The organism is Arthrobacter luteolus NBRC 107841 (genome assembly GCF_001552075.1).
Lineage (GTDB): Bacteria > Actinomycetota > Actinomycetes > Actinomycetales > Micrococcaceae > Arthrobacter_B > Arthrobacter_B luteolus.
Window position 1 is genome coordinate 276,071 of record NZ_BCQM01000001.1, and the last position, 24,075, is coordinate 300,145.

Here is a 24,075-nt window from a genome sequence, read left to right on the forward strand (position 1 = left end):
TCTTCATCAGGACGCGAGTTCCGTCAGCTCCGCAGCACCGGCGGCCAGCAATTCTTCGGCCATGCGGATGCCCAGGGCACGGGCGCCGTCCTCGTCGACCTGCGAGGTGGAGGAATAGCGCCGCAGTGTGCGGGCGCCGTCATCGCTGCAGACCACGGCTTCAAGCGAGAGGCCCAGTTCGGTGACGCGTGCCAGTGCACCGATCGGTGCGGTGCAGCCGGCTTCGAGCCGTGCCAGGAGAGCGCGCTCAGCGGTCACCGTCAGCCGGCTCGCGGTGTCGTCGTAGGCTGCCAGTGCCCGGCTCAGCGGGCCTTCGGCGGCATCGGCGGTACGGCATTCCACTGCCAGTGCGCCCTGGCCGGGGGCCGGGAGCATCACTGACGGGTCCAGGAATTCGGACACCATCTCGAGGCGGCCCAACCGGGAGAGACCGGCGGCCGCCAGCACCACGGCGTCGAGGTCCCCGGGGCCGCCGTCGACCAGTCCCGCCACACGGGCAAGCCGGGTATCCACGTTGCCGCGGATATCAACGATCTCAAGGTCCGGACGCGCCGCGCGCAGCTGGGCTGCCCGCCGCGGAGAGCCGGTGCCGATCTTGGCGCCGGGAGGCAGCTGACCCAGTGTCAGCGCGTCCCGCGCACAGAGGGCATCGCGCACGTCCACCCGGGCGGGAACCGCCCCGATGGTTAGTCCGCCGGCCTCAGCCGTAGGCAGGTCCTTGAGCGAATGCACGGCGACGTCGCAGTCACCGGCAAGCAGCGATTCACGCAGCGCGGCCACGAACACGCCGGTGCCGCCGATCTGGGAAAGCGCTGCCCGGTTGATGTCACCTTCGGTTTTCACCCGGACCAGTTCCACGTCGAAGCCGCCCAGGTCGGACAGGGTTTCGGCGACCGTGGTGGTCTGAGTGACGGCCAGCGCGGAGCCGCGCGTACCGATCAGGACAGGCGAATGCGCCACTACTGCACACCCACCGTGGAATCGGCGCCCGCGATGGTCGGCTTTTCGCCGCGCAGGTTTGCGCAGCAGCCGGGCCGGCAGACGTCGTACCAGGGGCCAAGCTTAGTCAGAGCCGGACGCTCGGAAATGGTGTTCTCCACCGTCCGTTCGCAGACCAGGTCAACCAGCCCGGCCACGAACTTCCCATGGATGCCCGGAGTCGGTGCGCGGTGGGCGGCAAGGCCCAGTTCGGAGCAGGTCTCCATGGCCTCGGTATCGAGGTCCCAGATGACTTCCATGTGGTCGCTGACAAAGCCCAGCGGAACAATAACAACACCGTCGACGCCCTTGGCAGGCAGTTCGGCGATCGCGTCGTTGATGTCCGGTTCCAGCCACGGGGTGTGCGGCGAACCGGAGCGGGACTGGTACACGAGCTGCCAATCCAAGCCGGCTGCTTCAGGGACCCGGTCCATGATGGCCCGGGCGTTGGCCAGGTGCTGGGCAACGTAGGCGCTGCCTTCTTCGAATTCGCGGTCCCGGGGCCCGGACGCCTCGGCATCGGAGGTAGGGATGGAGTGCGTCGCGAACAGGACTTCGATCTTTCCGTCGGCCTTGCCTGCGGCGGCCAGCTGCTCGCGGACCTTCGCCAGGGACTCGCGCGTGCCTTCAACGAAGGGCTCCACGAAGCCGGGGTGGTCGAAGTACTGGCGGACCTTGTCCACCTGGAGCTTTTTGTCCAGGCCGGTCGCGATGAGGTTCATGCCCAGGTCTTCGCGGTACTGGCGGCAGCTGGAGTAGCTGGAGTAGACGCTGGTGGTGACCATCAGCAGGCGGCGGTAGCCGGTGTTATAGGCGTCCTGCAGGACATCCTTGATGTACGGGTCCCAGTTGCGGTTGCCCCACAGCACCGGAAGGTCGATGCCGCGGCTCTTGAGTTCAGCTTCCAGCGCGGCCTTCAGCGCACGGTTCTGCTCGTTGATCGGGCTGATGCCGCCGTTGGCGCGGTAGTGGGTTGCCACCTCTTCGAGGCGTTCGTCGGGGATGCCGCGGCCGCGGGTGACGTTCCGTAGGAACGGAATAACGTCTTCCTGGCCTTCGGGTCCGCCAAAGGAAGCGAGCAGGATGGCGTCGTACTTGGCCGGAGCCATCACTCCGTCCTCGCCGACACCCTCAAAGGGGTCGAAACCTTCCTGGGATTCGGTGGAAAGGGATGTCATTTGAGCACCTCGGAAACTTCGGCGGCGGGGATGCGCCGGCCGGTGTAGAACGGAATTTCCTCACGCACATGGTTGCGCGCTTCGGTTGAGCGCAGGCGGCGCATCATGTCCACGAGGTCCACCAGTTCCGGTGCCTCCAGTGCCAGGAGCCATTCCCAGTCGCCCAGGGCGAAGGAGGCCACCGTGTTGGCGAGGACCTGCGGGAACTCGCGGCCGAGCTTGCCGTGATCGCGGAGCATGGCGCCGCGCTCTTCGGGAGGCAGCAGGTACCACTCGTAGGAACGGACGAACGGGTAAACACACACCCAGGTTTCGGGCGCGATGCCGCGGGAGAAGGAAGGCCAGTGGTCCTTGGAGAACTCGGCGTCGCGGTGCACGCCCATGGCGGACCATACGATTTCGGTGCCGGAGAACAGCTCCGAACGGCGGATCCGGCGTACTGCGGCCTGCAGCGCTTCGGGCTGGCTGCCGTGCAGCCAGACCATGATGTCGGCATCGGCGCGCATGGCCGAGACATCGTAGATACCGCGGAGCGTAACGTTCTCCGCAGCCAGGCCCTTTTCCAGGACGTCAAAGTCGCTGACGGCGTTGTCTGTTGTCTCGCGGGGAAGTTCGGAACGCTTGAAAACGGTCCAGAGCGTGAAGAACTGTTCTTGTGTTTCGGCTGTGACAGATGCGGTCTGACCCATGGGCTCACTCATGTTTAACAGTCTGCCGCGTTGGACAGACTTAGGCGAAATGCGAACTTCTACGTTCTGTAGAACAAAATCGATTATTCCACGGTTTGGACGGCCTCCGCGAGGCGGAGGCTTCGCTGGCGGGTATCGGAAGTAACAGCTGCCAGCCCGGTCCCGGCCAGCCAGGCCCCCACCACCTCCAGCCCGTCGACTGCAGCAACGGCCGAGCGGACAGCGGCTACCCGGTCTGCATGCCCGACGGCGGCAGATGGCAGGGCGCCCACCCAGCGGACAACATCCCAGCCGATAACATCGGCTTCCTCCACCGGGGTCTGTAAAAGCACCGACGCGTCCGCCAGGGCAGCCCGGAAGAGTTCTTCGTCCGGGCGCAGGGCCGTGGTGTCGGCTTCCTCCCCCGCCCCCAGCCCGCGCCCATAGGACAGGCGCAGCACATGCGTACCGGGGCCGGTGGAATCTGCCAGCCACTGCCACTTGGCGGTGGCATGGGTCAGGGCCTTCGCCTGCACCTGGTCAGCGTCGCGGGCCACGAGAACACCGGTGCCGCGCGGCATCGCGTCCAGCTCCGGCTGGTCCACCACCAGCGTTACCAGCGCGACCCCCGGCCCGGGTTCGGGGCGGTAGTCCGCCAGCTCAGGCACCACCCGGGCCAGCAGATCGACGGCGGCCGGTCCCTCCGTGGCAACCACCACGGCGTCGGCGTCCAGCACCCGTTCCCCGGTGGCGATCCGGAATCCTGTGCCGGTCCGTTCGATGCTCACGGCTGGTGTGCCAGTTTCCAAATGGACGCCACGGGACGCGAGGTCAGAGGTCAGCGCCGTTGTCAGCGTCCCCATGCCGCCTCTCAATGACGCAACAGTGGATCCTGCCGGCGCCGCCTTGCGCATGGCCCCGACGGCAGCGGACAGCGAGCCGTGCTCTGCCATCGCCTTGCGCAGTCCGGGTGCCACGGAATCGACGTCGAGCACGTCCGGATCCGCGGAGTAGACTCCGCCGACCACCGGTGCGACCAGCCGTTTCAGGACGGCCTCGCCCATCCGGGCGCGCACCACCTCACCCAGGCTCACCTTGTCCTTGCGCAGCAGCGGCGCGACTGGCAGCACGCGGTCCAGGGCGGCACGCGCGGCCCCCACCCGGCCGATGGCCTTGACGATTTCGTCAGCGCGCGGATCGGCCGGAATGCCCAGCAGCCCGCTCTGCGGCATCCGCTGCGCAGACTGGGCCAGGTCCGTTCCGCCCAGCTGCAGCCAGGCACCGCCGGGATGTGGCTGGACGATGTTCCCGGCCAGTCCCAGTTCCTCAATCAGGGCCGGTACCGCCGGAGACCGGGTGGCGTACGATTCGGCGCCGCTGTCCAGGCTCAGTCCGGCTACCTGATGGCTGCCGACACAGCCGCCGAAGCTCTTCCCGGCTTCGAGGACGGTAACGTCCAGGCCTTCGCGGGAGAGATCACGGGCGGCGATGAGTCCCGAGATTCCGCCGCCAATGACGACGGCGGACCGGCGCGGGGATGCGGTGCCGGGCATGGTTACGGCTCCACTGAGTGAATGAGTTCCACGACCCGGGTCAGCACCTCCGGGTCGGTGTCCGGCGGCACGCCGTGGCCGAGGTTCACGACGTGGCCCGGAGCTGCGGCTCCGGCGGCGAGCACGCTGCGGACATGTGCTTCCAAAACCTCCCACGGGGCGGAGAGCAGCGCGGGATCGATGTTCCCCTGCAGCGGCACGCTGCCGCCAAGGCGGCGGTTGGCCTCATCCAGCGGCAGGCGGTAGTCGACACCTACGACGTCGACGCCGACGTCCCGCATCGCGGCCAGCAGCTCGGAGGTTCCGGTGCCAAAGTGCACCAGCGGCGCCCCCAGGTCACGGACGTGGTCCAGCGCCCGGGCGGAGGCCGGTGCAACGTGGTTGGTGTAATCGGCCAGGCTGAGGGAGCCGGCCCAGGAGTCGAAGAGCTGGCCGGCACTGGCACCGGCTTCCAGCTGCGCGCGCAGGAACATGCCGGAGGCATCTGCGGCCCAGTCCGTCAGCGCCTTCCAGGTCTGCGGGTCGCCGTGCATCATGGTGCGCGGACCCAGGTGGTCCCGGGAGGGGCGGCCTTCCACCATGTAGGCCGCGAGGGTGAAGGGGGCCCCAGCGAAACCGATCAGCGGAGTCTTGCCGAGCTGGTCCACGGTCAGGCGCACGGCTTCCCGGATCGGTTCCAGGGCTGCCTCCGTAAGCTGCGGCAGGGCCGCGACATCGGCGGCGCTGCGGATCGGGGATCCGAGCACGGGGCCCACGCCCGGAACGATATCCACGTCCACCCCGGCCAGCTTGAGCGGAATCACAATGTCGGAGAAGAAGATCCCCGCGTCGACGTTATGCCGGCGCACCGGCTGAAGGGTGATTTCGGAGGCCATTTCCGGCAGCAGGCAGGATTCCAGCATGCCGGTGCCTTCACGCAGCTTCCGGTACTCAGGAAGCGACCGCCCGGCCTGGCGCATGAACCAGACCGGCCTCCGGGACGGAGTTCCGCCGCGGTAGGCGGTGATGAGCGGGGAATCGGCCGTGCGGCCATCCATGAGCGGATGAGTGGCGCTGAGAGTCATGAATTGATTCTCCCCAAATTTCCCGCGGAAGGATAACCGGGGCAACGCACCGGGTGCCCGTCGGGCGGCCCGGGCGCTGCCGGCTGCGTCCCGGATCACCCGTCATCTGCCCGTCTTTGGAGGCTCCGATGCCACCGAATACGGATTGCGTGGCTACTATTAAGCCACTGTGGTACTTCTTTCCCTTATTGCGACACACTCTGACGTAGACCTGGAAACCGTTGCCCGGCTCAGTGCCGGCGCGCCCGAGGTCCCTTCCTCCCTGCTGGAAAGCGGCCCGGCGGTATCGGGGGCAGTGATCCTTGCCACCTGCAACCGGTTCGAGGTCTACTGCGAAGCCCGCTCCGACGCGGACGTCGAGGCCGCGCGCTCTGCTGCAATTGCCGAAATCAGCCGGCATTCCGGATTGGACGAGGACCTGGTGTCCCGTTCCTTCACCACCAACACGGGCCAGGATGTAGCCAAGCACCTGTTCGCCGTCGGCGCCGGACTGGACTCCGCCGTCGTTGGTGAACGCGAAATTGCCGGCCAGGTCCGCCGCGCGCTGATCGAGGCACAGGAAAAGGGGACCGCCAGCGGCACCCTGACCCGCCTCTTCCAGACAGCCTCCCGCACCGCCAAGGACGTTGGTGCGCTGACGGCGCTGGGTAAGCGCGGCCTCTCCATCGTCTCGGTCGCCCTGGAACTTGCCACCGATCTTTCCGAGGACATCGACTGGCGGAATAAGGCAGTCGTCGTCTTCGGCACCGGCGCCTATGCGGGAGCCACCATGGCCCTCCTGAAAGAGCGCGGCTGCACCGACATCTCTGTGTATTCGTCCTCCGGCCGTGCCGAGTCATTCACCGCTTCGCGCGGCGGAACCGCCCTGGACAGTGCCGCCCTTGGACCGGCAGTGGCCCGCGCGGACGTTGTGATTGGCTGCTCCGGCTCCGAGAACCAGGTCAGCGCCGATGACATCCGCCGGGTCCGGGCGGAGTCCGGCAAACCGCTGATCATCATCGACCTCGCCTTGACGCATGATTTCGATCCTGACGTCCGCGAAATTGACGGTGTCGACCTCATCACCCTCGAATCCGTCCGGCTCGCGGCCCCGGCTGAGCAGGCCGAGTCCCTCCAGCAGGCCAACCGGATCGTTTCAGACGCAGCCCAGGCCTTCTCCGAAGCCCAGCTAAGCCGCGAAATGGATTCCGCCATCGTTGCCCTGCGCCGCCACACCCTCGGCGTACTGGACAAGGAACTGGAAAAGGTACGCGCCCAGCACGGCTGCACCGGTGCTGCTGAGGAAGTCGAATTTGCCATGCGCCGCATGGTCAAGGCGCTGCTCCATGTTCCGGCTGTCCGCGCCCGTGAACTGGCTGCCAGCGGCCAGCAGGAGGAATACGTCCGCGGGCTTGAAGCCGTGTACGGAATCACCGTCGGAAAGACCGCGGAGACACCGCCTGCCGCCGTCGAGCAGCCCGCCACCGCAGCCCTCGAACCTGATGACGAAGCCGCCGGCCACAGCCGGTCCGCCTAACAGCCTCCTTCGGATCCGCTGCGGCTAGTAGACAGGTTTGTGCGGCTCCACCTCGCGCACCCAGTCAAGTACCCCGCCGCTGACGTTGAACGCGCGTTCATATCCCCTGCCGCGCAGGAAGGCCGTCACCTCCGCCGAACGTCCCCCGGACTTGCAGTGCACGTAGACGGTGCGCAGCGGATCCGGAACCACGCTTCCGGAGAGAATTCCGGCCCGCGGCACCAGGTCCGCCCCTTCGATGCTGACGATTTCGTGTTCCCCGGGCTCCCGCACGTCCAGCAGGTCGAAGTCGGCACGGCCGGCCCGGCGGTCGGCCAGCAGGATGGCGAGCTCCGCAACGCCGATGCTCGGGACGGGTTCAGCGTCCCCGGCCGGAGTCAGGCCGCAGAAGGACTGGTAGTCAATGAGTTCCGTGACAGGGGCACGCTCGGGGTCGGCCCGCAGACCCACCTCCCGCCAGCTCATGTCCAGGGCGTTGAAGACCAGGAGCCGGCCCAGCAGCGGGCGTCCCGTTCCGGTGATCAGCTTGATCGCCTCGTTGACCATCACTGATCCGACTTGGGCGCATAGGACGCCCAGGACCCCGCCTTCGGCGCAGGAGGGTACGGCACCGGGCGCGGGCGGCTCGGGGTAGAGATCCCGGTAGGTCGGGCCGTGCGCACCCCAGAAAACGCTCACCTGGCCATCGAACCGGAGGATGGATCCCCAGACATACGGTTTGCGCAGGATTTCCGCGGCATCATTGACGAGGTAGCGGGTGGCGAAGTTGTCCGTTCCGTCCAGGATGAGGTCATAGCCGGCGAAAATCTCCAGGACATTTCCCGCATCCAGGTGAACCTCGTGCAGGACGACGTTCACCAGCGGATTCAGCGCCAGCACTGCGGCGCGGGCGGACTCCGCCTTGGAGCGCCCGACATCCGCCGCCGTATGGATCACCTGGCGCTGGAGGTTCGAGGTTTCCACGGTGTCCTCGTCCACGATGCCCAGCGTTCCCACTCCCGCCGCAGCCAGATACAACAGGGCGGGCGAGCCCAGTCCCCCGGCACCGATCACCAGCACCCGGGCGTTCTTCAGGCGAAGCTGCGCCGGGACGCCGAATCCGGGGAGAATGAGGTGCCGTGAATAGCGTTCTGCCTCTTCACGGCTCAGTTCCGGGGCCGGGTCGACCAGCGGCGGCAGATCAGCAGTACTCATGCCTTCCAATCTATGCCCACGGGCGGAGGGAATTCGAGAGCTGCGCCACATGCGGCGCCCGGTTCGCTTCCCTGCCGGTTACCGGTGGGTAAACTGTTGTTCGATTGCGCCGGGTGTGAACCCGGGAAAACTCTGAGAGGCCCTTCACACGTGAGCAACCAGCCCGCCGGCAAGTCCACCCGGCTCCCCCGGGAAGAACGCCGCAGGCAACTGATGCAGGCGGCGCAGGAAGTTTTCGTCAGCCACGGTTTCCACGGTGCCGCCATGGATGAGATCGCCGAGACCGCGCAGGTCAGCAAGCCGGTGCTCTACCAGCATTTTCCCGGCAAGCGCGAACTCTACCTGGCCCTGCTGGAGGACCACCTGGGCACGCTGACCCGGTTCCTGCAGACCGCGCTGACCTCCACCACGGATAACAAGCTCCGGGTCCGTGAGACCATGCGGGCCTACTTCCGTTTCGTGGCCCAGGACAGCCAGGGGCACCGGCTCGTCTTCGAGTCGGACCTGACCAGCGACAAGGAAGTCAGCTCGCGGATCGAAGAATTCAATGCACGGTTCGCCAGCGACATCGCCGACGTGATCGCCGAGGACACCAAGCTCTCCCATATCGAGGCAACCCTTCTGGGCCGGGCCATGGCGGGAATGGCGCAGGTCAGCGCCCGCTACTGGCTGGAGACCGGCGGCGATCTGGACATCGATGCCGCCAGTGAGCTGGTCTACCGTTTAGCTTGGCGCGGAATCAGCCGTTTCCCCAAGGAAATCTAGAGTAGATTTCATTCCACTGAGTTCATTTAAACAGGAGGCACCACGGTGGAAGTTAAGATCGGTATCCAGAACGTCGGACGCGAGATTGTTTTCGAGTCCGGGCAGAGCGCGGACCAGGTCGCCGACACCGTCGCCGAGGCCATTAACGGCGCGAAGGAACTGCGCCTGACGGATGAAAAGGGACGCCTCATTATCGTTCCCGCTGGTGTTATCGGATATGTCGAGATTGGCGCGGAGGAAGTACGCCGCGTCGGATTCGGCGCTCTCTAGGCCACCCATGCTGGAGCTGATGCTTGCCGCCGCCGGCACCGTCTCCGCCGGTTTCATCATTTGGGGTGCCGACCGGCGCAGGCAGCGGTACGGCATTCTCCTGCTGCCGGGGATCTCCCTGGCGGCAGGGCTCCTGGCCTGGATCATCCTGCAGTTTTCCGGTACCGGTGCCAGCTCCGAATTTGCCTGGCTGACGTGGGCTGTTCCAGTGGCTGTCGGCCCCGCGGCGGCCGTTGCCGCGGCTCTGACCGTGGTTCCTCCGCGCAGCGCACGGGATAACGCCGAGCTGGAACGCATTCTGAAGCTCTAGCCCGCGGCTAAGGACGTGGGCGGTCCAGGATCCCCTTGAGTTCACGGGCAAAAACCGGTGCCGCCGCGTCGTGGCCGGCCTTGCCCAGGTGCATCCCGTCCTCCAGTTTCGAACTGAGCGCATATCTGCTCCACCAGTCCTTGACGCTCAGGAATTCCAGCTGCTGCTCCGCGGCCACGCGGCCCATGAGGTCATCAATTTCCCCGCGGCGCCCGCTGCCGCTGCCAATGACACCGACGACGACGATCCGGGCTTCGGGGTACGTGCGCCGGACTTCCCGGATCAGCTGGATGGCGTTGTGCCGGATCGCCTGGTTGCTGGGCCCGTAGGCGTCGTTGCCGCCGCCCTGCAGGATGACCAGCGCGGGCGTTCCCCAGGGCAGCAGCCATTCCTCTTCCTCAAGGGCCTCGGGGTAGCTGTCCACGGTTCCGTTGCCGCGGGTGTACCCGGTACCGCCGGCGCCGAGGATCACCGGCGCGTAGCCAAGTGACGCCAGTCCCTTCCCTACCCAGGTGTCCTTGCCTGCCTGCGAGTCCCCGATAACGACGGCGGATTTTTCCACGCCGGGATCATAGGCCATGACCCGTCCGAGCCGGGGAACGTACATTAACGACCCTTTTTGGAAATCAGTGCGGTAATCCCCGCCGAAACGGTATTCCGAAGAGACAGGCCAGCCCAGCTGGGTCCGTCCCGCCGCCTTCCATCTGGTGAAGACTTCGGTCCGCAGGGCACGGGTTCCGGAGGCAGCGGACCACACAACGGTTTCGGCCGCATGGGGCCAGGCACATCCCGGCCCGGGAAGAGAGCAATCAGGGTCGCCGGTCGCTTCCGCCAGCGGCCGCCCGGTGTCCTGGCGCAGTTCCGCGAAGCGCAGCATCGCGCCCCAGGCCGAAGCTGGAACACCGGCTGGTGGCGGGACGGGACCGGCATCCGAGGCCATGGGCTCGGCGCTGATCTGCGCCGGTCCCCCGGCCTGCGGCTTCCCCGGTTCGTCTTCCGGGTTTTCCACGGAGTCATCGGCCTGGGTTGCTGCGGGTGCGGGCGCTGCCGGAGCAGCCACCCCGCAGCCGGCCGCACCCGCGGCAAACGCCAGCACTGCAGCCGCGGCAAGAGCCCGGCGGAACGGACGGATGAATCTTCCTGACATGTGTGCCCCCCGGCCAGCGCTCAGGCGGTCAGGCCCAGCAGGGACATGCGCCGCGAGTGGTTGCGGGTGAGCTGGCTGAACAGTTCCCGGACCTGGGTGTCGTATTCCTCGGTGCTGAGCGCATCTGCCAGCCCTTTGGGGAACGCCCGTTCGATCACAACGCGCTGAGCCTGTGTCAGGGCTTCCCCCACCAGCCGCCGGCCCCAAAGCGCCAACCGGGACGCGAGCCGGGGATCGTCCTTGAGTGAACGCTGCAGGCGGTCAAAAAGCACTTCGCCGGGAGCTTCGCTGCTGCCGTGAAGGGAGGAGATCAGGGCACTGCTCTCCGGGTCCAGCCGGGAACCGAGAGCCGCATAGAAGTCATCGGAGATCGCGTCCGTGACGTAGAACTTCATGAGGGATTCATACCAGTCCCCCGGCCGGGTGCGGTCGTGGAAAGCGTCCACTGACTGCTGGAAGGGCGCCATGGCCTCTTCCGGGTCGGCACCGAGATTCTCGAGATGCCGGCTCACCCGCTCAAAGTGGGCGTATTCACGAACCGCCAGCCGGCCCAGCGTGGCCCGGTCGTGCAGAGTGGGTGAGAATCGTGCATCGGAGGACATCCGTTCGAAGGCGGAAAGCTCACCATAGGCAATAACACCAAACAGGTCGGTCAGGAACTGCTGGTAGGCCGGTGGCATCCCGGCGGCGGGTCCCTGGCCGCTGGCCGCCGGCGGCTTGTTCTCACTCATATCCCCAGCGTACCGGTGCGCCCTGGCCTGCGGACGCGCGGCACTCCCGGCCGTTCAAAGTCCGTCATGCCGGCAGCCCGCCCCGTCCGCACGGGAGCGCGGAACGCCCGCCGGCACCCAATGCGCCCGGTGCACGGCTGTACCGGGTAGACTGGAATGGTAGTAAATGGATGCCCGGTCGTTCCCATCATCTTGAAGAGCCAGTTGTACGCACGTCGTATGTACATGCACCAATCTGGTTGTGAGACCCGCAGTACCTACGCGATCTTGATATTTCCCGGCCACTGCCTTTGCCGAATGCAGTTGGAGTGGCCAGCAGTTGTTAGCCCGCGATCGGCTTCCGCTGGACGCATCACCTGCGCGCCGTCCGCTCCGGGACGGGCTTTATCAGCCCCCTCGTCGAGCGCGGCCGGCAGGAATGCCTAACTGAACGGTATGTAATTGAACACTGAACTTTCACAGATCGGCGACGCTCAGTTGACCGCCGATGACAGCAATGAAGAACTCGATGTAGCCGAGACCCTGGCAACCACGGAAGCAGCTGCGGAAATCCCCGAACTGACGTTCGCGGATTTCGGCGTGCGTGCAGACATCGTGGAGTCCCTGGCTGACGCCGGAATCACCCACCCCTTCCCCATCCAGTCGATGACCCTTCCGGTCGCGCTGGGCGGGCACGACATCATTGGCCAGGCCAAGACCGGCACGGGCAAGACCCTGGGCTTCGGCATCCCCGCGCTGCAGCGTGTGATTGCCCCGGCTGATGAGGGCTACGCGGACCTTGCCGTCCCCGGCGCCCCGCAGGCCCTGATCGTGGTCCCGACCCGCGAACTTGCCGTCCAGGTGGCCGGCGACCTCACCACTGCTGCCCGCCGCCGCGGCGCCCGGATTGTCACCATCTACGGCGGCCGTGCCTACGAACCGCAGATCGAGGCGCTGGCTGCCGGCGTCGAAATCGTCGTCGGAACGCCGGGCCGGTTGATCGACCTTTACAACAAGAAGCAGCTCTCGCTGAAGAACGTGCGGATCGTCGTCCTGGACGAAGCCGACGAAATGCTGGACCTCGGCTTCCTGCCCGACGTCGAAACCCTCATGGCAGCCACCCCCGCCGTGCGCCAGACCCTGCTCTTCTCGGCCACCATGCCCGGCGCCGTCGTCTCCATGGCCCGGCGCTACATGACCAAGCCCACCCACATCCGGGCAGCGGATCCTGATGACGAAGGCCTGACGAAGAAGGACATCCGTCAGGTTGTCTACCGCGCACACAACCTCGACAAGAGCGAAGTTGTGGCCCGGATTCTGCAGGCCCGCGGCCGCGGCCGCACCATCATCTTCACCAAGACCAAGCGCACCGCGGCAAAGCTCTCCGAGGAACTCGTGGACCGCGGCTTCGCCGTGGCTGCCATGCACGGCGACCTTGGCCAGGGCGCCCGCGAGCAGGCCATGCGTGCCTTCCGCAATGAGAAGGTCGACGTCCTGGTGGCCACCGATGTGGCCGCCCGCGGCATCGACGTTGATGACGTCACCCACGTCATCAACTACCAGTGCCCCGAAGACGAAAAGACCTACCTGCACCGGGTTGGCCGTACCGGCCGCGCCGGCAACAAGGGCACGGCCGTCACTTTCGTTGACTGGGACGATGTTCCCCGCTGGGGCCTGATCAACAAGGCCCTGGGCATGGACCAGGCCGAGCCGGTGGAGACCTATTCCTCGTCCCCTCACCTCTACACCGACCTGGATATCCCGGAAGGCACCAAGGGCCGGCTGCCCCGCAACAAGCGCGTCCTGGCCGGCATCGATGCGGAGAAGCTTGAAGACCTGGGCGAAACCGGGAAGTCCGGCGGACGCCGGCCGGCCCGCTCGGATGCCGGATCGGATTCGCGTTCACGCGGCGGCCGCAGCTCCGACGGCGGCCGCAGCGGTGAGCGGACCCGCGCCCCGCGCGACGGAGCCCGCCGCAGCAGCACCGACAAGGCACCGGCCGCAGCAGGCGAGACGGCACCGGCCACCGGTGGCGACGCCCCCAAGGCGGACCGCCCGCGCCGTAACCGCAGCCGCACCCGCCGCCGCAACGGCGAAGTGGTCAGCAAGGCTCCCGCAGCCGAATAGGGCGGGAATTTTGCGGCACGGATGAGCACACCTACCTGGACGCCGGACGGCGGGTCGCTGGTAGTCCATGCAGACAATGCGGACTACCTGCCGACCTTGCCGGGCGGCGCCTTCACGATGATCTACGTCGACCCGCCGTTCAACACGGGCCGGGCGCAGCGGCGCCAGCAGACCACCATGGTCCGCAGCGCCGACGGCAGCGGCGACAGGACGGGTTTCAAGGGCCGGAGCTACACCACGGTCAAGGGCCTGCTCTCCAGCTACGACGATGCCTTCGAGGACTACTGGGCGTTCCTGGAACCACGGCTGGCCGAAGCATGGCGCCTGCTGGCGGAGGACGGGACACTGTACGTGCACCTGGACTACCGCGAGGTCCACTATGTGAAGGTGATGCTGGATGCGCTGTTCGGGCGCGACTGCTTCCTGAACGAGATCATCTGGGCCTACGACTACGGCGGCCGGGCCAAGAGCCGCTGGCCGGCCAAGCACGACAACATCCTGGTGTACGTCAAAAACCCGAACACCTACCACTTTGACAACGCGGAAGTGGACCGTGAGCCGTACATGGCTCCGGGACTGGTCACGCCGGAAAAGGTTGCGCTGGGGAAACTGCCCACGGATGTCTGGTGGCATACGATCGTCTCCCCCACGGGCCGGGAAAAGACGGGTTATCCCACGCAGAAGCCGGAAGGCCTGCTGCGCCGGGCAGTGGCCGCCAGCAGCCGCGAGGGTGACTGGGTCCTGGATTTCTTCGCGGGTTCCGGAACCCTGGGTGCCGTCGCCGCGAAGCTCAACCGGAAATTCGTCTGCGTGGATGCCAACCCGCAGGCGATCGAAGTGATGGAGCAGCGGCTGGGGCACGCCGCCGCCGTCGTTGTCCCGGTGAAAGCCGCAGCCGCCAAAAAACCGCGGCCTTCCCGTGCCAGGGCCAAGGCTGCTCTGCCGCTGAAAGCCGCGCCTGTGAGCGCGGCGGGAACGGCTCCGGCGGCACCCGCGGATGCCGCGGATGCCGCGGAAGTGAACAGCAGTGTCAACGTGGGCAGTGTCGATGTGGGCAGGATCGATGCGGACACCGTCGACGCCGGTTAGCCGGCTTCAGCCCGCAGTGTGCTTAAGCGCCGCAGCAGCAGGAACTCCTGCTGCTGCGGCGCTTTTCACTGTCCCGGGCCCTGGACAGCTCCGGCTGACTGGACTGAACTGAACTGAACTAGATGATGCTGCGGCCTTCGCGGCGGGACTCGGCCCAGTCCCGGAAGAACCCCCGGCAGATAACTGCCAGGGTGCCGGCGACCACAACGGGCCAGATAAGGACATAAACGGTAAGCCAGAATGCTGCCATGGTGATGCTCCTAAGGGTCGTAGGTGGCTGGCGGTTGCAGGTGGCGGGGTCAGGGCCCGGCTGCGGTATCAGGGCCGAGCTGCGGATGCAGCCGGTTCCAGCGGGCGCTGGTCGTAGTCACCGATCCGCTGCTGTATCAGCGCAAAATCGAATTCGTTCCGGTTGCGGAAGGACATGAGGAAACAGATCACTGTGCTGACCGCATAGGCCACCAGTGAACCGGTCAGCACTTCGTAGTCGTGCAGGAAGCCCATCACGAAAGGTGCTGAAAGCAGCGCGCCGGCCGCACCGATGATCAGGGCGGCGCGGAGGCCGAAGAAGCCGAAGGCCATCAGCCCCAGGACCACCCCGATGCCCACCACGGAGACGGCGTCAAAGACATAGCCGGTGGCTCCGTCCATGGGCAGCCAGCCAAACCGCACGGGAAGGAAAACCGCCAGGGCCGCCAGGACGGAGACCGTGAAGGCCTTGTTCGTAACCTTCGTCCAGTAGAAGCTCGCCAGCACCGGGAAAACGAGGGCACCCCAGAGCGCACCGACGAAGACCAGCAGATCAAGGATGTTCATCCGTCCGCTGGCGAAGTAGAGCCCGGCGCCTGTGGCCACCACCATGGAGATCCGGCCGATCATCAGCATGGTCCGGGGGTTGGCCTTGCCCTTCCGGGCAATGTTCTGGCCGTAGACATCGGCCATCATGATGGCCGAAAGTGCGGAGAGATCAGAGTCGGCGGTGGAAGAAAGCGAACCGAGGATCATGATGAAGAAAACGCCGAGGAGAACCGGGCCCAGGTAGGTGGAGGCCATCTGCGGGATGAGGTTGTTCAGGTCGCCCTCCGCCGGGCTGATACCCAGGTACAGGGCCATTACGCCGAGCATGCCGATGCCGATGACTGTGGCACCGTATCCAATGGTGGCGGTGACGAAGGTCTTCTTGATCAGGTCTTCCCGGACCGCGAACAGCCGCTGGGCAATGGTCTGGTTACCGATGGCATAGGCAAGGACCGCGGCAATATAGGGTGCCCCCTGGTTCAGGAAGGCCTCGGACGAGAAGAAGTTTGATTGCTCCGCCGTGAGGTTAGCTGCCCCTGCCTCAAACATTCCCGGCCCTCCAGCGGCAAAAAACACCACGGGAATAATGACGACGACGGCGCCGAGCATGGCCACCACCTGGGCAAAGTCGGTCAGGACAGAGGCCCTGAACCCGGACCACAGCGTATACAGCAGCACTCCGGCAGCCACGGCGACGATGCCCTGCTGAAAGCTGAAAGGGGACAGCAGCGCGACCAGCGCGCCGCCCGCGATGAAGTTTGAGGTCAGTGAAATGACGCTGCCCACCACATTGGATCCCGCGAGCATCAGCTGGCTCGATTTTCCGTGCCGGGCACGCATAACCTCCGCCAGGGTATGCGCTTTAGGGGCAACCTTGCGGATCCTCCGCCCGAACGGGTAGATAAACAGAATCATCAGGGCGCCCCACAGCCCGTAGTGGATTGGCCCGGAGATCCCATAGGTATAACCGGACGTTGCCGAGGCGTACATGGAGGACGCCCAGATCCAGGTGGCCGTCATGCTGGCAGCCGAAACACCGAATCCGATCTTATTTCCGGCAGTCATGTAACCGTCGGCATTTTCATTCTTTTTACCAATTAGCGCTGACATTAGGAATGTCCCGCCGTAAAACAGGATAAACAGCGCAACTACTGTCCACGCGCCCAGCTGATAAAACTCCACTCCGTCGTCAACCACATATTCCTCTCCTCCGCAGCCGGTCCGGCACCGCGGGTCACTCATGCGAAAAGGCCACGAACCGCGTTCGGCGGACCTTGCGAAAGATGGCAGGTGCAGCGTGCGGAAACAGATCATTCCGCGAAAGAACCCCTGCGGGCAGCCCTGCTCATCGGGGATACGGCGCTCATAGCGCCGCCCAGCCTGCGGTGAGTTCACTCGAACCGCGGCCTGCAGCCTAAGCTGCGTCCAGGATGCACCCTGTGACGTCAGGGCACAGGTCTCCGGTCCGCGAATGCCATCCCCGGGCACCCTCGGACTTTTTACAACATAACATATTTCAATTGACTAATAAGCAATATGAATTGTTACAGTTAGGCTTCGAAGCGTCCGGCCTGATTTCGCCGGGCTTTCCCGGATGCCATTTTGTAAAAGCTGCTGAAATGAGCTATGTCCGCGTCCGGCTGGTGCGCGGCAGCGGAACAGCAGTCTCCAGCGGGGGCCCTCTACGGAGTGATCAGACCCGTTCCGGTGCCAAGTTCGGCCATTTTTTCCAGGACTGCCGGGGCGGTGGTGCACTCCCCCAGCACATTCGGTTTGCCGGTGCCGTGGTAGTCGCTGGAGCCGGTGACCAGGAGGGAATGCCGCCGGGCCAGGCCGCGCAGGAATTCACGGCCGGCTTCCGGATTGTCCCTGTGGTCGATTTCCAGTCCTGCCAAGCCGGCGTCGATCATCTCGTGGTACGTCTTTTCGTTGACCACCCGGCCGCGGGAGGAAGCCTCCGGGTGGGCAAAAACGGGTACCCCTCCTGCATCGCGGATCAGTTCCACGGCCGCAGCCGGGTCCGGGGCGTAATGTGCCACGAAATACCGCGAACGCGCCGTCAGGATGCCGGCGAAAGCCGCCGATCTGGTGGGGACCACGCCGGCTGCCACCAGTGCGTCGGCTATGTGCGGGCGGCCAATGGTTGCGCCGGGGGCCACCTGCGCCTGAACGTCCTGCCAGCTGATCGGATAGTCCTCCGCCAGGCGTTCCACCATCCGTTCGGCCCGGGTGACACGTGCCGACCTGGACTTGGCGATCTCAGCCAGCAGCCCGGGGTGCTCGGGATCATGCAGGTAGGAAAGCACATGCACGCTGATACCGTCTGCCGTCCGGCAGGAGACCTCCATGCCCGGGACGAACACCAGGCCCAGCCCGCGCGCCGCTTCCGCCGCTTCGCCCCAGCCAGCCGTGGAATCGTGGTCCGTCAGCGCGACGGCATCCAGGCCGGCGGCGCTGGCTGCAGCCATCACGGCACCGGGCGGCTCAGTTCCGTCCGAAACATTGGAATGGGTATGCAGGTCGATTCTCACCCCACCAATCTACGCGCTCCGCCGCCCCAGGTTCCGCAGGCCGGTCCCGCTCCGCGCCGGAGGTGTTTGGCCCAGGTTATGGGCGGTGAGACCATGTACAGGTGAGTACTGACGCCATTTCCCCAGACACTGCTGACTCCGGCCTCGAAGAACTGTCGGAGGGACAGCCGCTCGATGACCGCGTAAACAACCGCTCCCAGCGCCCCACATCTCAGGCTTTCAAGGACTTTATGTCCTCCGGCTGGGCCGCCGAGGCGCACGAACTGCCCCAGCAGTCGGAAGTGGCCCCGTATGCCGCCGCCCGGCGCCGGGCCCTGTCCGAGCGGTTCAAGGGACTGCGTTTGGTCATCCCCGCCGGTCCGCTGAAGGTCCGTTCCAATGACACCGATTACCGGTTCCGGCCCCACTCCGGCTTCGCCCACCTCACGGGGCTCGGCCTGGACCACGAGCCGGACGCGGTGCTGGTTATGGAGCCCGTGGAAGAAGGAACCGGCGACGACGGCGGCCACCACACTGCCACCCTGTACTTCCGGCCGCTCGCCGGAACCGACAGCGAGGAGTTCTACTCCAACGCACGCTACGGAGCATTCTGGATCGGCTCGCGGCTCGGCCTGGCTGAAATCAGCGCCCTCGTTGGCCTGCCCACCCGTGACCTGTCGGAAGCTGAAACCGCAATCACCGCGAACGTCGGCGATCCGCAGTTTGGCGGCACCCCGGTCCGTCTGCTGCGGAAGGTGGACGAGATGGTCGATGCCCTGGTCGACACCGTCCGCTACAACACTGCTCCCGACCCGGAAAACGTTGACCTCTCGGCACTGGACGCCCTGGACGATGAAGTCACCGAGGCGCTCTCCGAGCTCCGGCTGATCAAGGACGACTGGGAAATCGCCCAGATGCGTGAAGCCGTCGCCGCAACCGTCAACGGCTTCACCGAGGTGGTGAAGGCCCTTCCCCGCGCCATCGCCCACCCGCGGGGGGAGCGCGTCGTGGAAGGCGCGTTTTTTGCCCGGGCACGCGAAGAGGGCAACGAGCTGGGATACGACACCATCGCCGCGGCCGGCAACAATGCCACCGTCCTGCACTGGATCAGGAACAACGGCGCTGTGCAGGCAGGTGACCTGCTGCTGCTCGACGCCGGAGTCGAGGCGGAGAGCCTCTACACCGCAGATGTCACCCGCACCCTGCCGGTCAACGGCAAGTTCTCCGAGGTGCAGCGCCGGGTCTACCAGGCTGTGCTGGACGCCGCCGATGCCGGCTTCGCTGCGGCCAAGCCGGGAAACAAGTTCCGTGACGTGCATGCTGCCGCAGTTCGGGTCCTTGCCGAACGCCTTCAGGACTGGGGACTGCTTCCGGTTCCGCTCGAGGAAGCGCTTTCCGATGAGGGCCAGCAGCACCGCCGCTGGATGCCGCACGGCACCAGCCACCACCTCGGCCTGGATGTCCATGACTGCGCCCAGGCACGCCGCGAGCTGTACCTGGACGGTGTCATCGAGGAAGGCATGGTCTTCACCATCGAACCCGGCCTGTACTTCAAGAAGGAAGACCTCACCATCCCCGAGGAATACCGCGGAATCGGCGTCCGGATCGAGGACGACGTCCTGATCACCGCTGACGGCCCGGTAAACCTCAGCGACGCGCTGCCGCGCAACCCGGACGACGTCGAGGCCTGGATGGCCGGCATCTACGCCTAGCAGCTGCCCGGGGCCGAAACAGCCCGAGCCATAAAAATACCCGCCCGGATGATCCGGGCGGGTATTTTTATGGGCTGTAGTTCTTATGGGCTGAGATCCTCATGGGCGGCAATTCTCAAGGGCGGTGGCTTTTGCCGGCCCCATGCTGAGCGGCTGCGCCGGCCCGGACCCTGCTGGGATCAGCGGTTCCCGTCCTTCTGCTCCGGGGGTGTTTCATTCTGCGCGGCATCGGTTGCCGGGGCTTCAGGTGCGGCAGCTTCAGGCGCCGCAGTTTCAGGTGCAGCAGCTCCAGGTTCCGGGGAACCAGCACCACTGTCGTTCTGGGCGGCCGGGACAGCATCCGGGAGCCGGACACCATAACGGGGCCGGCCGTCCGGCAGATCGGGGAACTGGCCCCGGGGCGGAGCCTGCCCAGCCGGTGCCTGCTGCTCGGCGGGCTGCCCCTGGGCTGCGGCAGCGTGAGCGCCCGCTCCGCCGGACACAGCTTCGCCGGAGGTGCCGGCGCCGCGGGCACCGTAGGGATCTGCCCATGTGGACGGGCGCTGAGGCGCCTGGCCCTGCTGCGGCCCCTGCGGTCCCTGGTAGGGCGGCTGCCCCTGGTACGGCGGCTGCCCCTGCGGTCCCTGGTAGGGCGGCTGTCCCTGCGAAGCTGCCGGATGCCCGCTCTGCCCCACCATGGGCAGCTGCTGCAGCAGCCTCCGGGCTTCATTGGCAGCCTCAGGCGCCACCACGACGTCGTAACTGGTGGCGATGACCTGGCTGGTTGAGGTGAAATCCCGGCGGCCGCGCTGGAAGGCGTACGCCAGCACTCCGAACAGCAGCCAGAAGACGGCACCGAGCGCCATGGACGGGATCAGCGAGATATAGGAATCGCCGCCGCCGAACAGCATCAGGGCAAGCCCCACGAAGAGACCGAACCAGGCACCGGTGGCGGCGCTGGACAACGCCACCCGCGGATAGGACAGTCTTCCGGTCACCCGCTCCACTGATTTCAGCTCGTTGCCGACAATGGAGACAAGCTGGACGGGGAACTTCGAATCCGCCAGGTAGTCCACCGCCTTCTGGGCATCCAGGTACGCGGTGTAACGGCCCACGAGTTCGCCGCGTGGCAGGTTGCGTCCCGGGTCCCGCTGCGTTGATCCACCAAATAGGTTCGACATTCCACCATTCTTTCGCACGTGGGGCTGTTGTGGGGGAATGTATCGCTCGCAGTGAACGCCGGGCCCGGATGGCGGCGCCGTAATACGCCGATCCCGCCGCCGCCAAGTAGCCTAAGAAGGGTGAGCACAAATCCCACCCGAGTCTTCATTGCACGGCTGCTCGGCCTGGATGTCTTCGATCCGCTCGGGGACCGTCTGGGCCGCCTCCGCGATGCCGTGGTGCTGGACCGCGGCGCGGGCAGGCCGCCCCAGGCCGTGGGAATCGTCGTCGAGGTCCCGGGCAAAAAACGGGTCTTCGTGCCGATCACGCGGATCACCTCCATGGACCCGAGCCAGATCATCTGCACCGGGCTGGTCAATCTGCGCCGTTTCCAGCAGCGCGGCGCGGAAATGCTGGTGGTCGCCGAGCTTTTCGACAGCAAGGTGATCCTGGCGGACAACGGCGGCGAGGCCACCGTCGAGGATATTGCCATTGAGCAGAACCGTGCCGGGGACTGGCATGTCTCCAGCCTCTTCGTCCGCCGCGGCGGTCAGGCTTCAGGGCTCCGCGGACTGCGCCGGCGCGGTGAACTGCTGATCGTGGACTGGGCCGAGATTTACCACTGGGACATTTCCGGCCCACAGGCCGCCACACAGTTCGTTGCCCAGCACGATGACCTCAAGGCAGCCGACTTCGCCGAGGCCCTGCACGAGATGAGCGGCAAACGCCGCATCGAGGTCGCCAGCGAACTCCAGGATGAGCGCCTCGCCGACGTCCTGCAGGAACTCCCCGACGATGATCAGGTTCAGATCCTGCAGTCACTTGACCTTGAGCGCGCCGCCGACGTCCTGGAAGAAATGGATCCGGATGATGCCGCCGACCTGCTCAACGAGCTGCCGGAGGAACAGAAGGAAGAGCTCCTGCAGCTGATGGAGCCCGAAGACGCCCGCGATGTGCGGCGCCTGATGGAATATGAAGAGGATACTGCCGGCTCGGTGATGACGCCGGTGCCCGTGATCCTCCCGCCGGAAGCCACCGTGGCCGAGGCCCTGGCCCATGTCCGCAAGGAAGAGCTCACCCCAGCCCTCGCCTCCTCCATTTATGTCTGCCGGCCCCCGCTGGAGACTCCCACCGGACGGTATCTCGGCGTCGTGCATATCCAGAAGCTGCTGCGGGCCGCTCCCCCCGAGGCGCTGGGAAACATCCTGGACACTGACCTTGAACCGGTCCGCGACTACGCGGATATCAGCGAGATTTCCCGCATGCTCGCGACCTACAACCTGAACTCATTGCCGGTAGTGAACGACGGCGGCCGGCTCGTGGGAGCCGTAACGGTGGACGATGTGCTGGACCACCTCCTCCCGGATGACTGGCGCGCCTCCGATGACACCGGCCCCATTACGTGGCAGGGAAGGAAGAATGGCTGAGAAAAACCGCCCCCGCACCGACGGCCTGGATACCCCGCGCACCGCCCGTACCCGGTGGCTCCCGCGGTTGTCCCCAAACCCCGATGCATTTGGCCACGCCACGGAGAATTTCGCCCGGTTCATGGGCACCCCGCAGTTCCTGCTGTACATGACGGTCTTCTGCCTTCTCTGGCTGGGCTGGAACACGTGGGGGCCGGTGTCCCTGCGCTTCGACAGCGTGGCGCTGGGCTTTACGCTGCTGACCCTGATGCTGTCTCTCCAGGCCTCCTACGCCGCTCCCCTGCTGCTGCTAGCCCAGAACCGGCAGGACGACCGGGACCGTGTGTCCATGCGCCAGGACCGCGAACGCGCTGAACGCAACCTGATGGACACGGAGTACCTCACCCGGGAAATCGCCGAGCTGCGGATCGCCCTGCGCGAAGTAGCCACACGGGATTATGTCCGCTCCGAGATCCGGAGCCTGCTCGAAGAGCTCCTGGAAGCAAATGACAACCGGGACGATTCCAGCCGCCGGAACCAGCGCCGCCGGGGCCAGGATGCCACCGCAGCGCTGCCCAAGATTACGCCCGGAGCAGGAGAAGACTAAGCAGTGCCTTTGAACGAATCCGGCAAGACCCTGCAGGAACAGGCCCGCGCCGCCCTTGGCCGGGTCATCGACCCGGAACTGCGGCGTCCCATTACCGAGCTGGGCATGCTTCGCAGCGTGGAAGTGGACGACGCCGGCGCCGCCCGCGTTTCGGTGCTCCTGACGATTGCGGGCTGCCCGCTGCGCGGAACCATCACCGGCGACGTGGAGCGCGAGCTCGCCGCGGTTCCCGGCATCACCTCGGTGGACGTTGATCTGGACGTGATGAGCCCGGAGCAGCGCGAAGAGCTCAAGGCGATGCTCCGCGGCCCCGGCGGAGCCCGCGGGATTCCATTCAGCCGTCCGGATTCCCTGACCCGTGTCTATGCGGTCGCCAGCGGCAAGGGCGGGGTGGGCAAGTCCACCGTCACGGTCAACCTCGCCGCAGCCATGGCTGCCTCCGGGCTGCGGGTGGGTGTGGTCGACGCCGATGTCCACGGGTTCTCCGTCCCCGGCCTCCTGGGCATCACCGCGCCACCAACCCGCGTCGACGAGATGATCCTGCCGCCGGTGGCCCACGGCATCAAGACGATTTCCATCGGTATGTTCCTCGACGGTAACCAGCCGGTGGCCTGGCGCGGGCCGATGCTGCACCGGGCACTGGAGCAGTTCCTCACCGACGTGTATTTCGGGGACCTGGACGTGCTGCTGCTCGACCTTCCGCCGGGCACAGGCGACATCGCTATCTCTGTGGGCCAGCTGCTGCCGTCGGCTGAGATTCTGGTGGTCACGACGCCGCAGGCTGCGGCGGCGGATGTTGCCGAGCGGGCGGGAACAGTTGCCGCCCAGACCGGTCAGAAAGTCGCCGGCGTCATCGAGAACATGTCCTGGCTGAGCCTGCCGAACGGGGAACGGATGGAGCTCTTCGGTTCCGGCGGCGGTGCGATCGTCTCCGAGCGGCTGGCCGGCGCACTCGGCTACGGAGTCCCGCTGCTCGGCAGCATCCCGCTCGACGTCCGCCTGCGCGAAGGCGGGGACGCGGGACTTCCGGTGGTGCTGACGGATTCCGCTGCTCAGGACGGGAGCGCCGGTGCTGAGCTGCGGCGAATCGCCCACACCCTGTCCCGCCGTCCGCGGGGACTCTCGGGGATGAGCCTGGGAGTCACTCCCCGCTCCTGATGGGCTCCGCCCTGCCGCAGGCTACTGGAGACGCCCTGCCGCAGGCTACTGGAGACAAGGGACCTCGATATTGGCAGGCGCCACACTGATGTCGCCGCGCCGCTCTGACGGCACGTCACCGGGCGGTGAGGATCCGCCGGCCGCGGGGCTACGCTGTTGCGGCGGCCGCTCCGGC

Annotated in this window: 21 protein-coding genes and 1 pseudogene; 10 read left to right on the plus strand and 12 right to left on the minus strand. The window is 66.2% G+C overall.

The features are described 5' to 3' along the window. Window positions 1-6 precede the first annotated feature (6 nt). The 5 genes from hemC to hemE form a co-directional block, all read right to left on the minus strand. A complete protein-coding gene (hemC, locus tag AL3_RS01225) occupies window positions 7-960 on the minus strand; it encodes a hydroxymethylbilane synthase (protein WP_066295689.1) in 954 nt (317 codons plus the stop codon). After that, window positions 960-2,156, minus strand: coding sequence for a ferrochelatase (locus tag AL3_RS01230; protein WP_066295690.1), 1,197 nt, complete (start codon window positions 2,154-2,156; stop codon window positions 960-962). Before AL3_RS01230 ends, hemC begins: the two co-directional genes overlap by 1 nt. Then, window positions 2,153-2,857, minus strand: coding sequence for a hydrogen peroxide-dependent heme synthase (gene hemQ, locus AL3_RS01235; RefSeq protein WP_066295691.1), 705 nt, complete (start codon window positions 2,855-2,857; stop codon window positions 2,153-2,155). The genes AL3_RS01230 and hemQ overlap by 4 nt, the downstream gene beginning before the upstream one ends. 71 nt (window positions 2,858-2,928) lie before the next feature. Further along, complete coding sequence (hemG, locus tag AL3_RS01240) at window positions 2,929-4,377, minus strand: protoporphyrinogen oxidase (RefSeq protein WP_066295692.1); 1,449 nt, start codon at window positions 4,375-4,377, stop codon at window positions 2,929-2,931. A gap of 2 nt (window positions 4,378-4,379) precedes the next feature. Further along, a complete protein-coding gene (hemE, locus tag AL3_RS01245; protein ID WP_066295694.1) occupies window positions 4,380-5,441 on the minus strand; it encodes a uroporphyrinogen decarboxylase in 1,062 nt (353 codons plus the stop codon). A 169-nt stretch (window positions 5,442-5,610) separates the two neighbouring features. On the opposite strand from hemE, the gene AL3_RS01250 reads away from it, so the two are divergent. After that, entirely contained in the window at window positions 5,611-6,957 is a 1,347-nt protein-coding gene (locus AL3_RS01250) for a glutamyl-tRNA reductase (RefSeq protein WP_066295696.1), read from the plus strand. A gap of 24 nt (window positions 6,958-6,981) precedes the next feature. Here AL3_RS01250 and moeB read toward each other — a convergent pair whose 3' ends face one another. Continuing rightward, window positions 6,982-8,151, minus strand: coding sequence for a molybdopterin-synthase adenylyltransferase MoeB (gene moeB, locus AL3_RS01255; RefSeq protein ID WP_066295698.1), 1,170 nt, complete (start codon window positions 8,149-8,151; stop codon window positions 6,982-6,984). A 150-nt stretch (window positions 8,152-8,301) separates the two neighbouring features. Here moeB and AL3_RS01260 point away from each other — a divergent pair, with 150 nt between their 5' ends. Genes AL3_RS01260 through AL3_RS01270 form a run of 3 tightly spaced genes read left to right on the plus strand, consistent with a single transcriptional unit; the run spans window position 8,302 to window position 9,496 of the window. Beyond that, entirely contained in the window at window positions 8,302-8,916 is a 615-nt protein-coding gene (locus AL3_RS01260) for a TetR/AcrR family transcriptional regulator (protein ID WP_246168423.1), read from the plus strand. A 45-nt stretch (window positions 8,917-8,961) separates the two neighbouring features. Next, the gene (locus AL3_RS01265; protein ID WP_066295699.1) at window positions 8,962-9,186 is read left to right on the plus strand and encodes a DUF3107 domain-containing protein; all 225 of its coding nucleotides are present in this window, start codon (window positions 8,962-8,964) and stop codon (window positions 9,184-9,186) included. Between the two features lie 7 nt (window positions 9,187-9,193). Then, window positions 9,194-9,496, plus strand: coding sequence for a hypothetical protein (locus tag AL3_RS01270; protein ID WP_066295700.1), 303 nt, complete (start codon window positions 9,194-9,196; stop codon window positions 9,494-9,496). 7 nt (window positions 9,497-9,503) lie between these two features. On the opposite strand, the gene AL3_RS01275 is transcribed toward AL3_RS01270, so the two are convergent. Together AL3_RS01275 and AL3_RS01280 are read right to left on the minus strand one after the other, a co-directional pair. Then, window positions 9,504-10,643, minus strand: coding sequence for an SGNH/GDSL hydrolase family protein (locus tag AL3_RS01275; RefSeq protein WP_066295701.1), 1,140 nt, complete (start codon window positions 10,641-10,643; stop codon window positions 9,504-9,506). A gap of 20 nt (window positions 10,644-10,663) precedes the next feature. Continuing rightward, entirely contained in the window at window positions 10,664-11,374 is a 711-nt protein-coding gene (locus AL3_RS01280) for a ferritin-like fold-containing protein (protein ID WP_083521348.1), read from the minus strand. A 441-nt stretch (window positions 11,375-11,815) separates the two neighbouring features. Between AL3_RS01280 and AL3_RS01285 the strand changes: the two genes are divergently transcribed. Both AL3_RS01285 and AL3_RS01290 read left to right on the plus strand, forming a co-directional pair. Then, window positions 11,816-13,480 carry a DEAD/DEAH box helicase gene (locus AL3_RS01285; protein ID WP_066295702.1) on the plus strand — a complete coding sequence of 555 codons (1,665 nt, stop codon included), beginning with the start codon at window positions 11,816-11,818 and terminating at the stop codon, window positions 13,478-13,480. A 21-nt stretch (window positions 13,481-13,501) separates the two neighbouring features. Continuing rightward, window positions 13,502-14,350 (plus strand): annotated as a pseudogene (locus AL3_RS01290) (DNA-methyltransferase); the annotation flags it as partial. Window positions 14,351-14,687: 337 nt separating this feature from the next. Here AL3_RS01290 and AL3_RS18765 read toward each other — a convergent pair. The 3 genes from AL3_RS18765 to AL3_RS01300 form a co-directional block, all read right to left on the minus strand. Continuing rightward, entirely contained in the window at window positions 14,688-14,819 is a 132-nt protein-coding gene (locus tag AL3_RS18765) for a putative transporter small subunit (RefSeq protein ID WP_215727396.1), read from the minus strand. A gap of 68 nt (window positions 14,820-14,887) precedes the next feature. Then, window positions 14,888-16,477, minus strand: a complete 1,590-nt coding sequence (locus tag AL3_RS01295) for a sodium:solute symporter family protein (RefSeq protein ID WP_246168422.1) — start codon at window positions 16,475-16,477, stop codon at window positions 14,888-14,890. A 572-nt stretch (window positions 16,478-17,049) separates the two neighbouring features. Continuing rightward, window positions 17,050-17,898 carry a PHP domain-containing protein gene (locus tag AL3_RS01300; RefSeq protein ID WP_066295703.1) on the minus strand — a complete coding sequence of 283 codons (849 nt, stop codon included), beginning with the start codon at window positions 17,896-17,898 and terminating at the stop codon, window positions 17,050-17,052. 101 nt (window positions 17,899-17,999) lie between these two features. Between AL3_RS01300 and AL3_RS01305 the strand changes: the two genes are divergently transcribed. Further along, complete coding sequence (locus tag AL3_RS01305) at window positions 18,000-19,589, plus strand: aminopeptidase P family protein (RefSeq protein WP_370664886.1); 1,590 nt, start codon at window positions 18,000-18,002, stop codon at window positions 19,587-19,589. Window positions 19,590-19,768: 179 nt separating this feature from the next. Here AL3_RS01305 and AL3_RS01310 read toward each other — a convergent pair whose 3' ends face one another. Continuing rightward, complete coding sequence (locus AL3_RS01310) at window positions 19,769-20,749, minus strand: YflT domain-containing protein (protein ID WP_066295704.1); 981 nt, start codon at window positions 20,747-20,749, stop codon at window positions 19,769-19,771. Between the two features lie 120 nt (window positions 20,750-20,869). On the opposite strand from AL3_RS01310, the gene AL3_RS01315 reads away from it, so the two are divergent. Genes AL3_RS01315 through AL3_RS01325 form a run of 3 tightly spaced genes read left to right on the plus strand, consistent with a single transcriptional unit; the run spans window position 20,870 to window position 23,900 of the window. Then, the gene (locus tag AL3_RS01315; RefSeq protein WP_066295706.1) at window positions 20,870-22,156 is read left to right on the plus strand and encodes a magnesium transporter MgtE N-terminal domain-containing protein; all 1,287 of its coding nucleotides are present in this window, start codon (window positions 20,870-20,872) and stop codon (window positions 22,154-22,156) included. Further along, window positions 22,149-22,742 (plus strand): DUF1003 domain-containing protein, encoded by a 594-nt coding sequence (locus AL3_RS01320; protein ID WP_066295708.1) that lies wholly within the window; start codon window positions 22,149-22,151, stop codon window positions 22,740-22,742. The genes AL3_RS01315 and AL3_RS01320 overlap by 8 nt, the downstream gene beginning before the upstream one ends. A gap of 3 nt (window positions 22,743-22,745) precedes the next feature. Next, entirely contained in the window at window positions 22,746-23,900 is a 1,155-nt protein-coding gene (locus AL3_RS01325; protein WP_246168420.1) for an Mrp/NBP35 family ATP-binding protein, read from the plus strand. The last annotated feature ends 175 nt before the right edge of the window (window positions 23,901-24,075 follow it).

Excerpts from the sequence above, each read along its gene's own strand:
- AL3_RS01275 (WP_066295701.1), bottom strand. The coding sequence starts at position 10,643 with ATGTCAGGAAGATTCATCCGTCCGTTCCGCCGGGCTCTTGCCGCGGCT.
- AL3_RS01270 (WP_066295700.1), top strand. The coding sequence starts at position 9,194 with ATGCTGGAGCTGATGCTTGCCGCCGCCGGCACCGTCTCCGCCGGTTTC.
- hemQ (WP_066295691.1), bottom strand. The coding sequence starts at position 2,857 with ATGAGTGAGCCCATGGGTCAGACCGCATCTGTCACAGCCGAAACACAA.
- AL3_RS01230 (WP_066295690.1), bottom strand. The coding sequence starts at position 2,156 with ATGACATCCCTTTCCACCGAATCCCAGGAAGGTTTCGACCCCTTTGAG.
- AL3_RS18765 (WP_215727396.1), bottom strand. The coding sequence starts at position 14,819 with ATGGCAGCATTCTGGCTTACCGTTTATGTCCTTATCTGGCCCGTTGTG.
- hemE (WP_066295694.1), bottom strand. The coding sequence starts at position 5,441 with ATGACTCTCAGCGCCACTCATCCGCTCATGGATGGCCGCACGGCCGAT.
- hemG (WP_066295692.1), bottom strand. The coding sequence starts at position 4,377 with ATGCCCGGCACCGCATCCCCGCGCCGGTCCGCCGTCGTCATTGGCGGC.
- moeB (WP_066295698.1), bottom strand. The coding sequence starts at position 8,151 with ATGAGTACTGCTGATCTGCCGCCGCTGGTCGACCCGGCCCCGGAACTG.
- AL3_RS01320 (WP_066295708.1), top strand. The coding sequence starts at position 22,149 with ATGGCTGAGAAAAACCGCCCCCGCACCGACGGCCTGGATACCCCGCGC.
- AL3_RS01310 (WP_066295704.1), bottom strand. The coding sequence starts at position 20,749 with ATGTCGAACCTATTTGGTGGATCAACGCAGCGGGACCCGGGACGCAAC.
- AL3_RS01280 (WP_083521348.1), bottom strand. The coding sequence starts at position 11,374 with ATGAGTGAGAACAAGCCGCCGGCGGCCAGCGGCCAGGGACCCGCCGCC.
- AL3_RS01295 (WP_246168422.1), bottom strand. The coding sequence starts at position 16,477 with ATGTCAGCGCTAATTGGTAAAAAGAATGAAAATGCCGACGGTTACATG.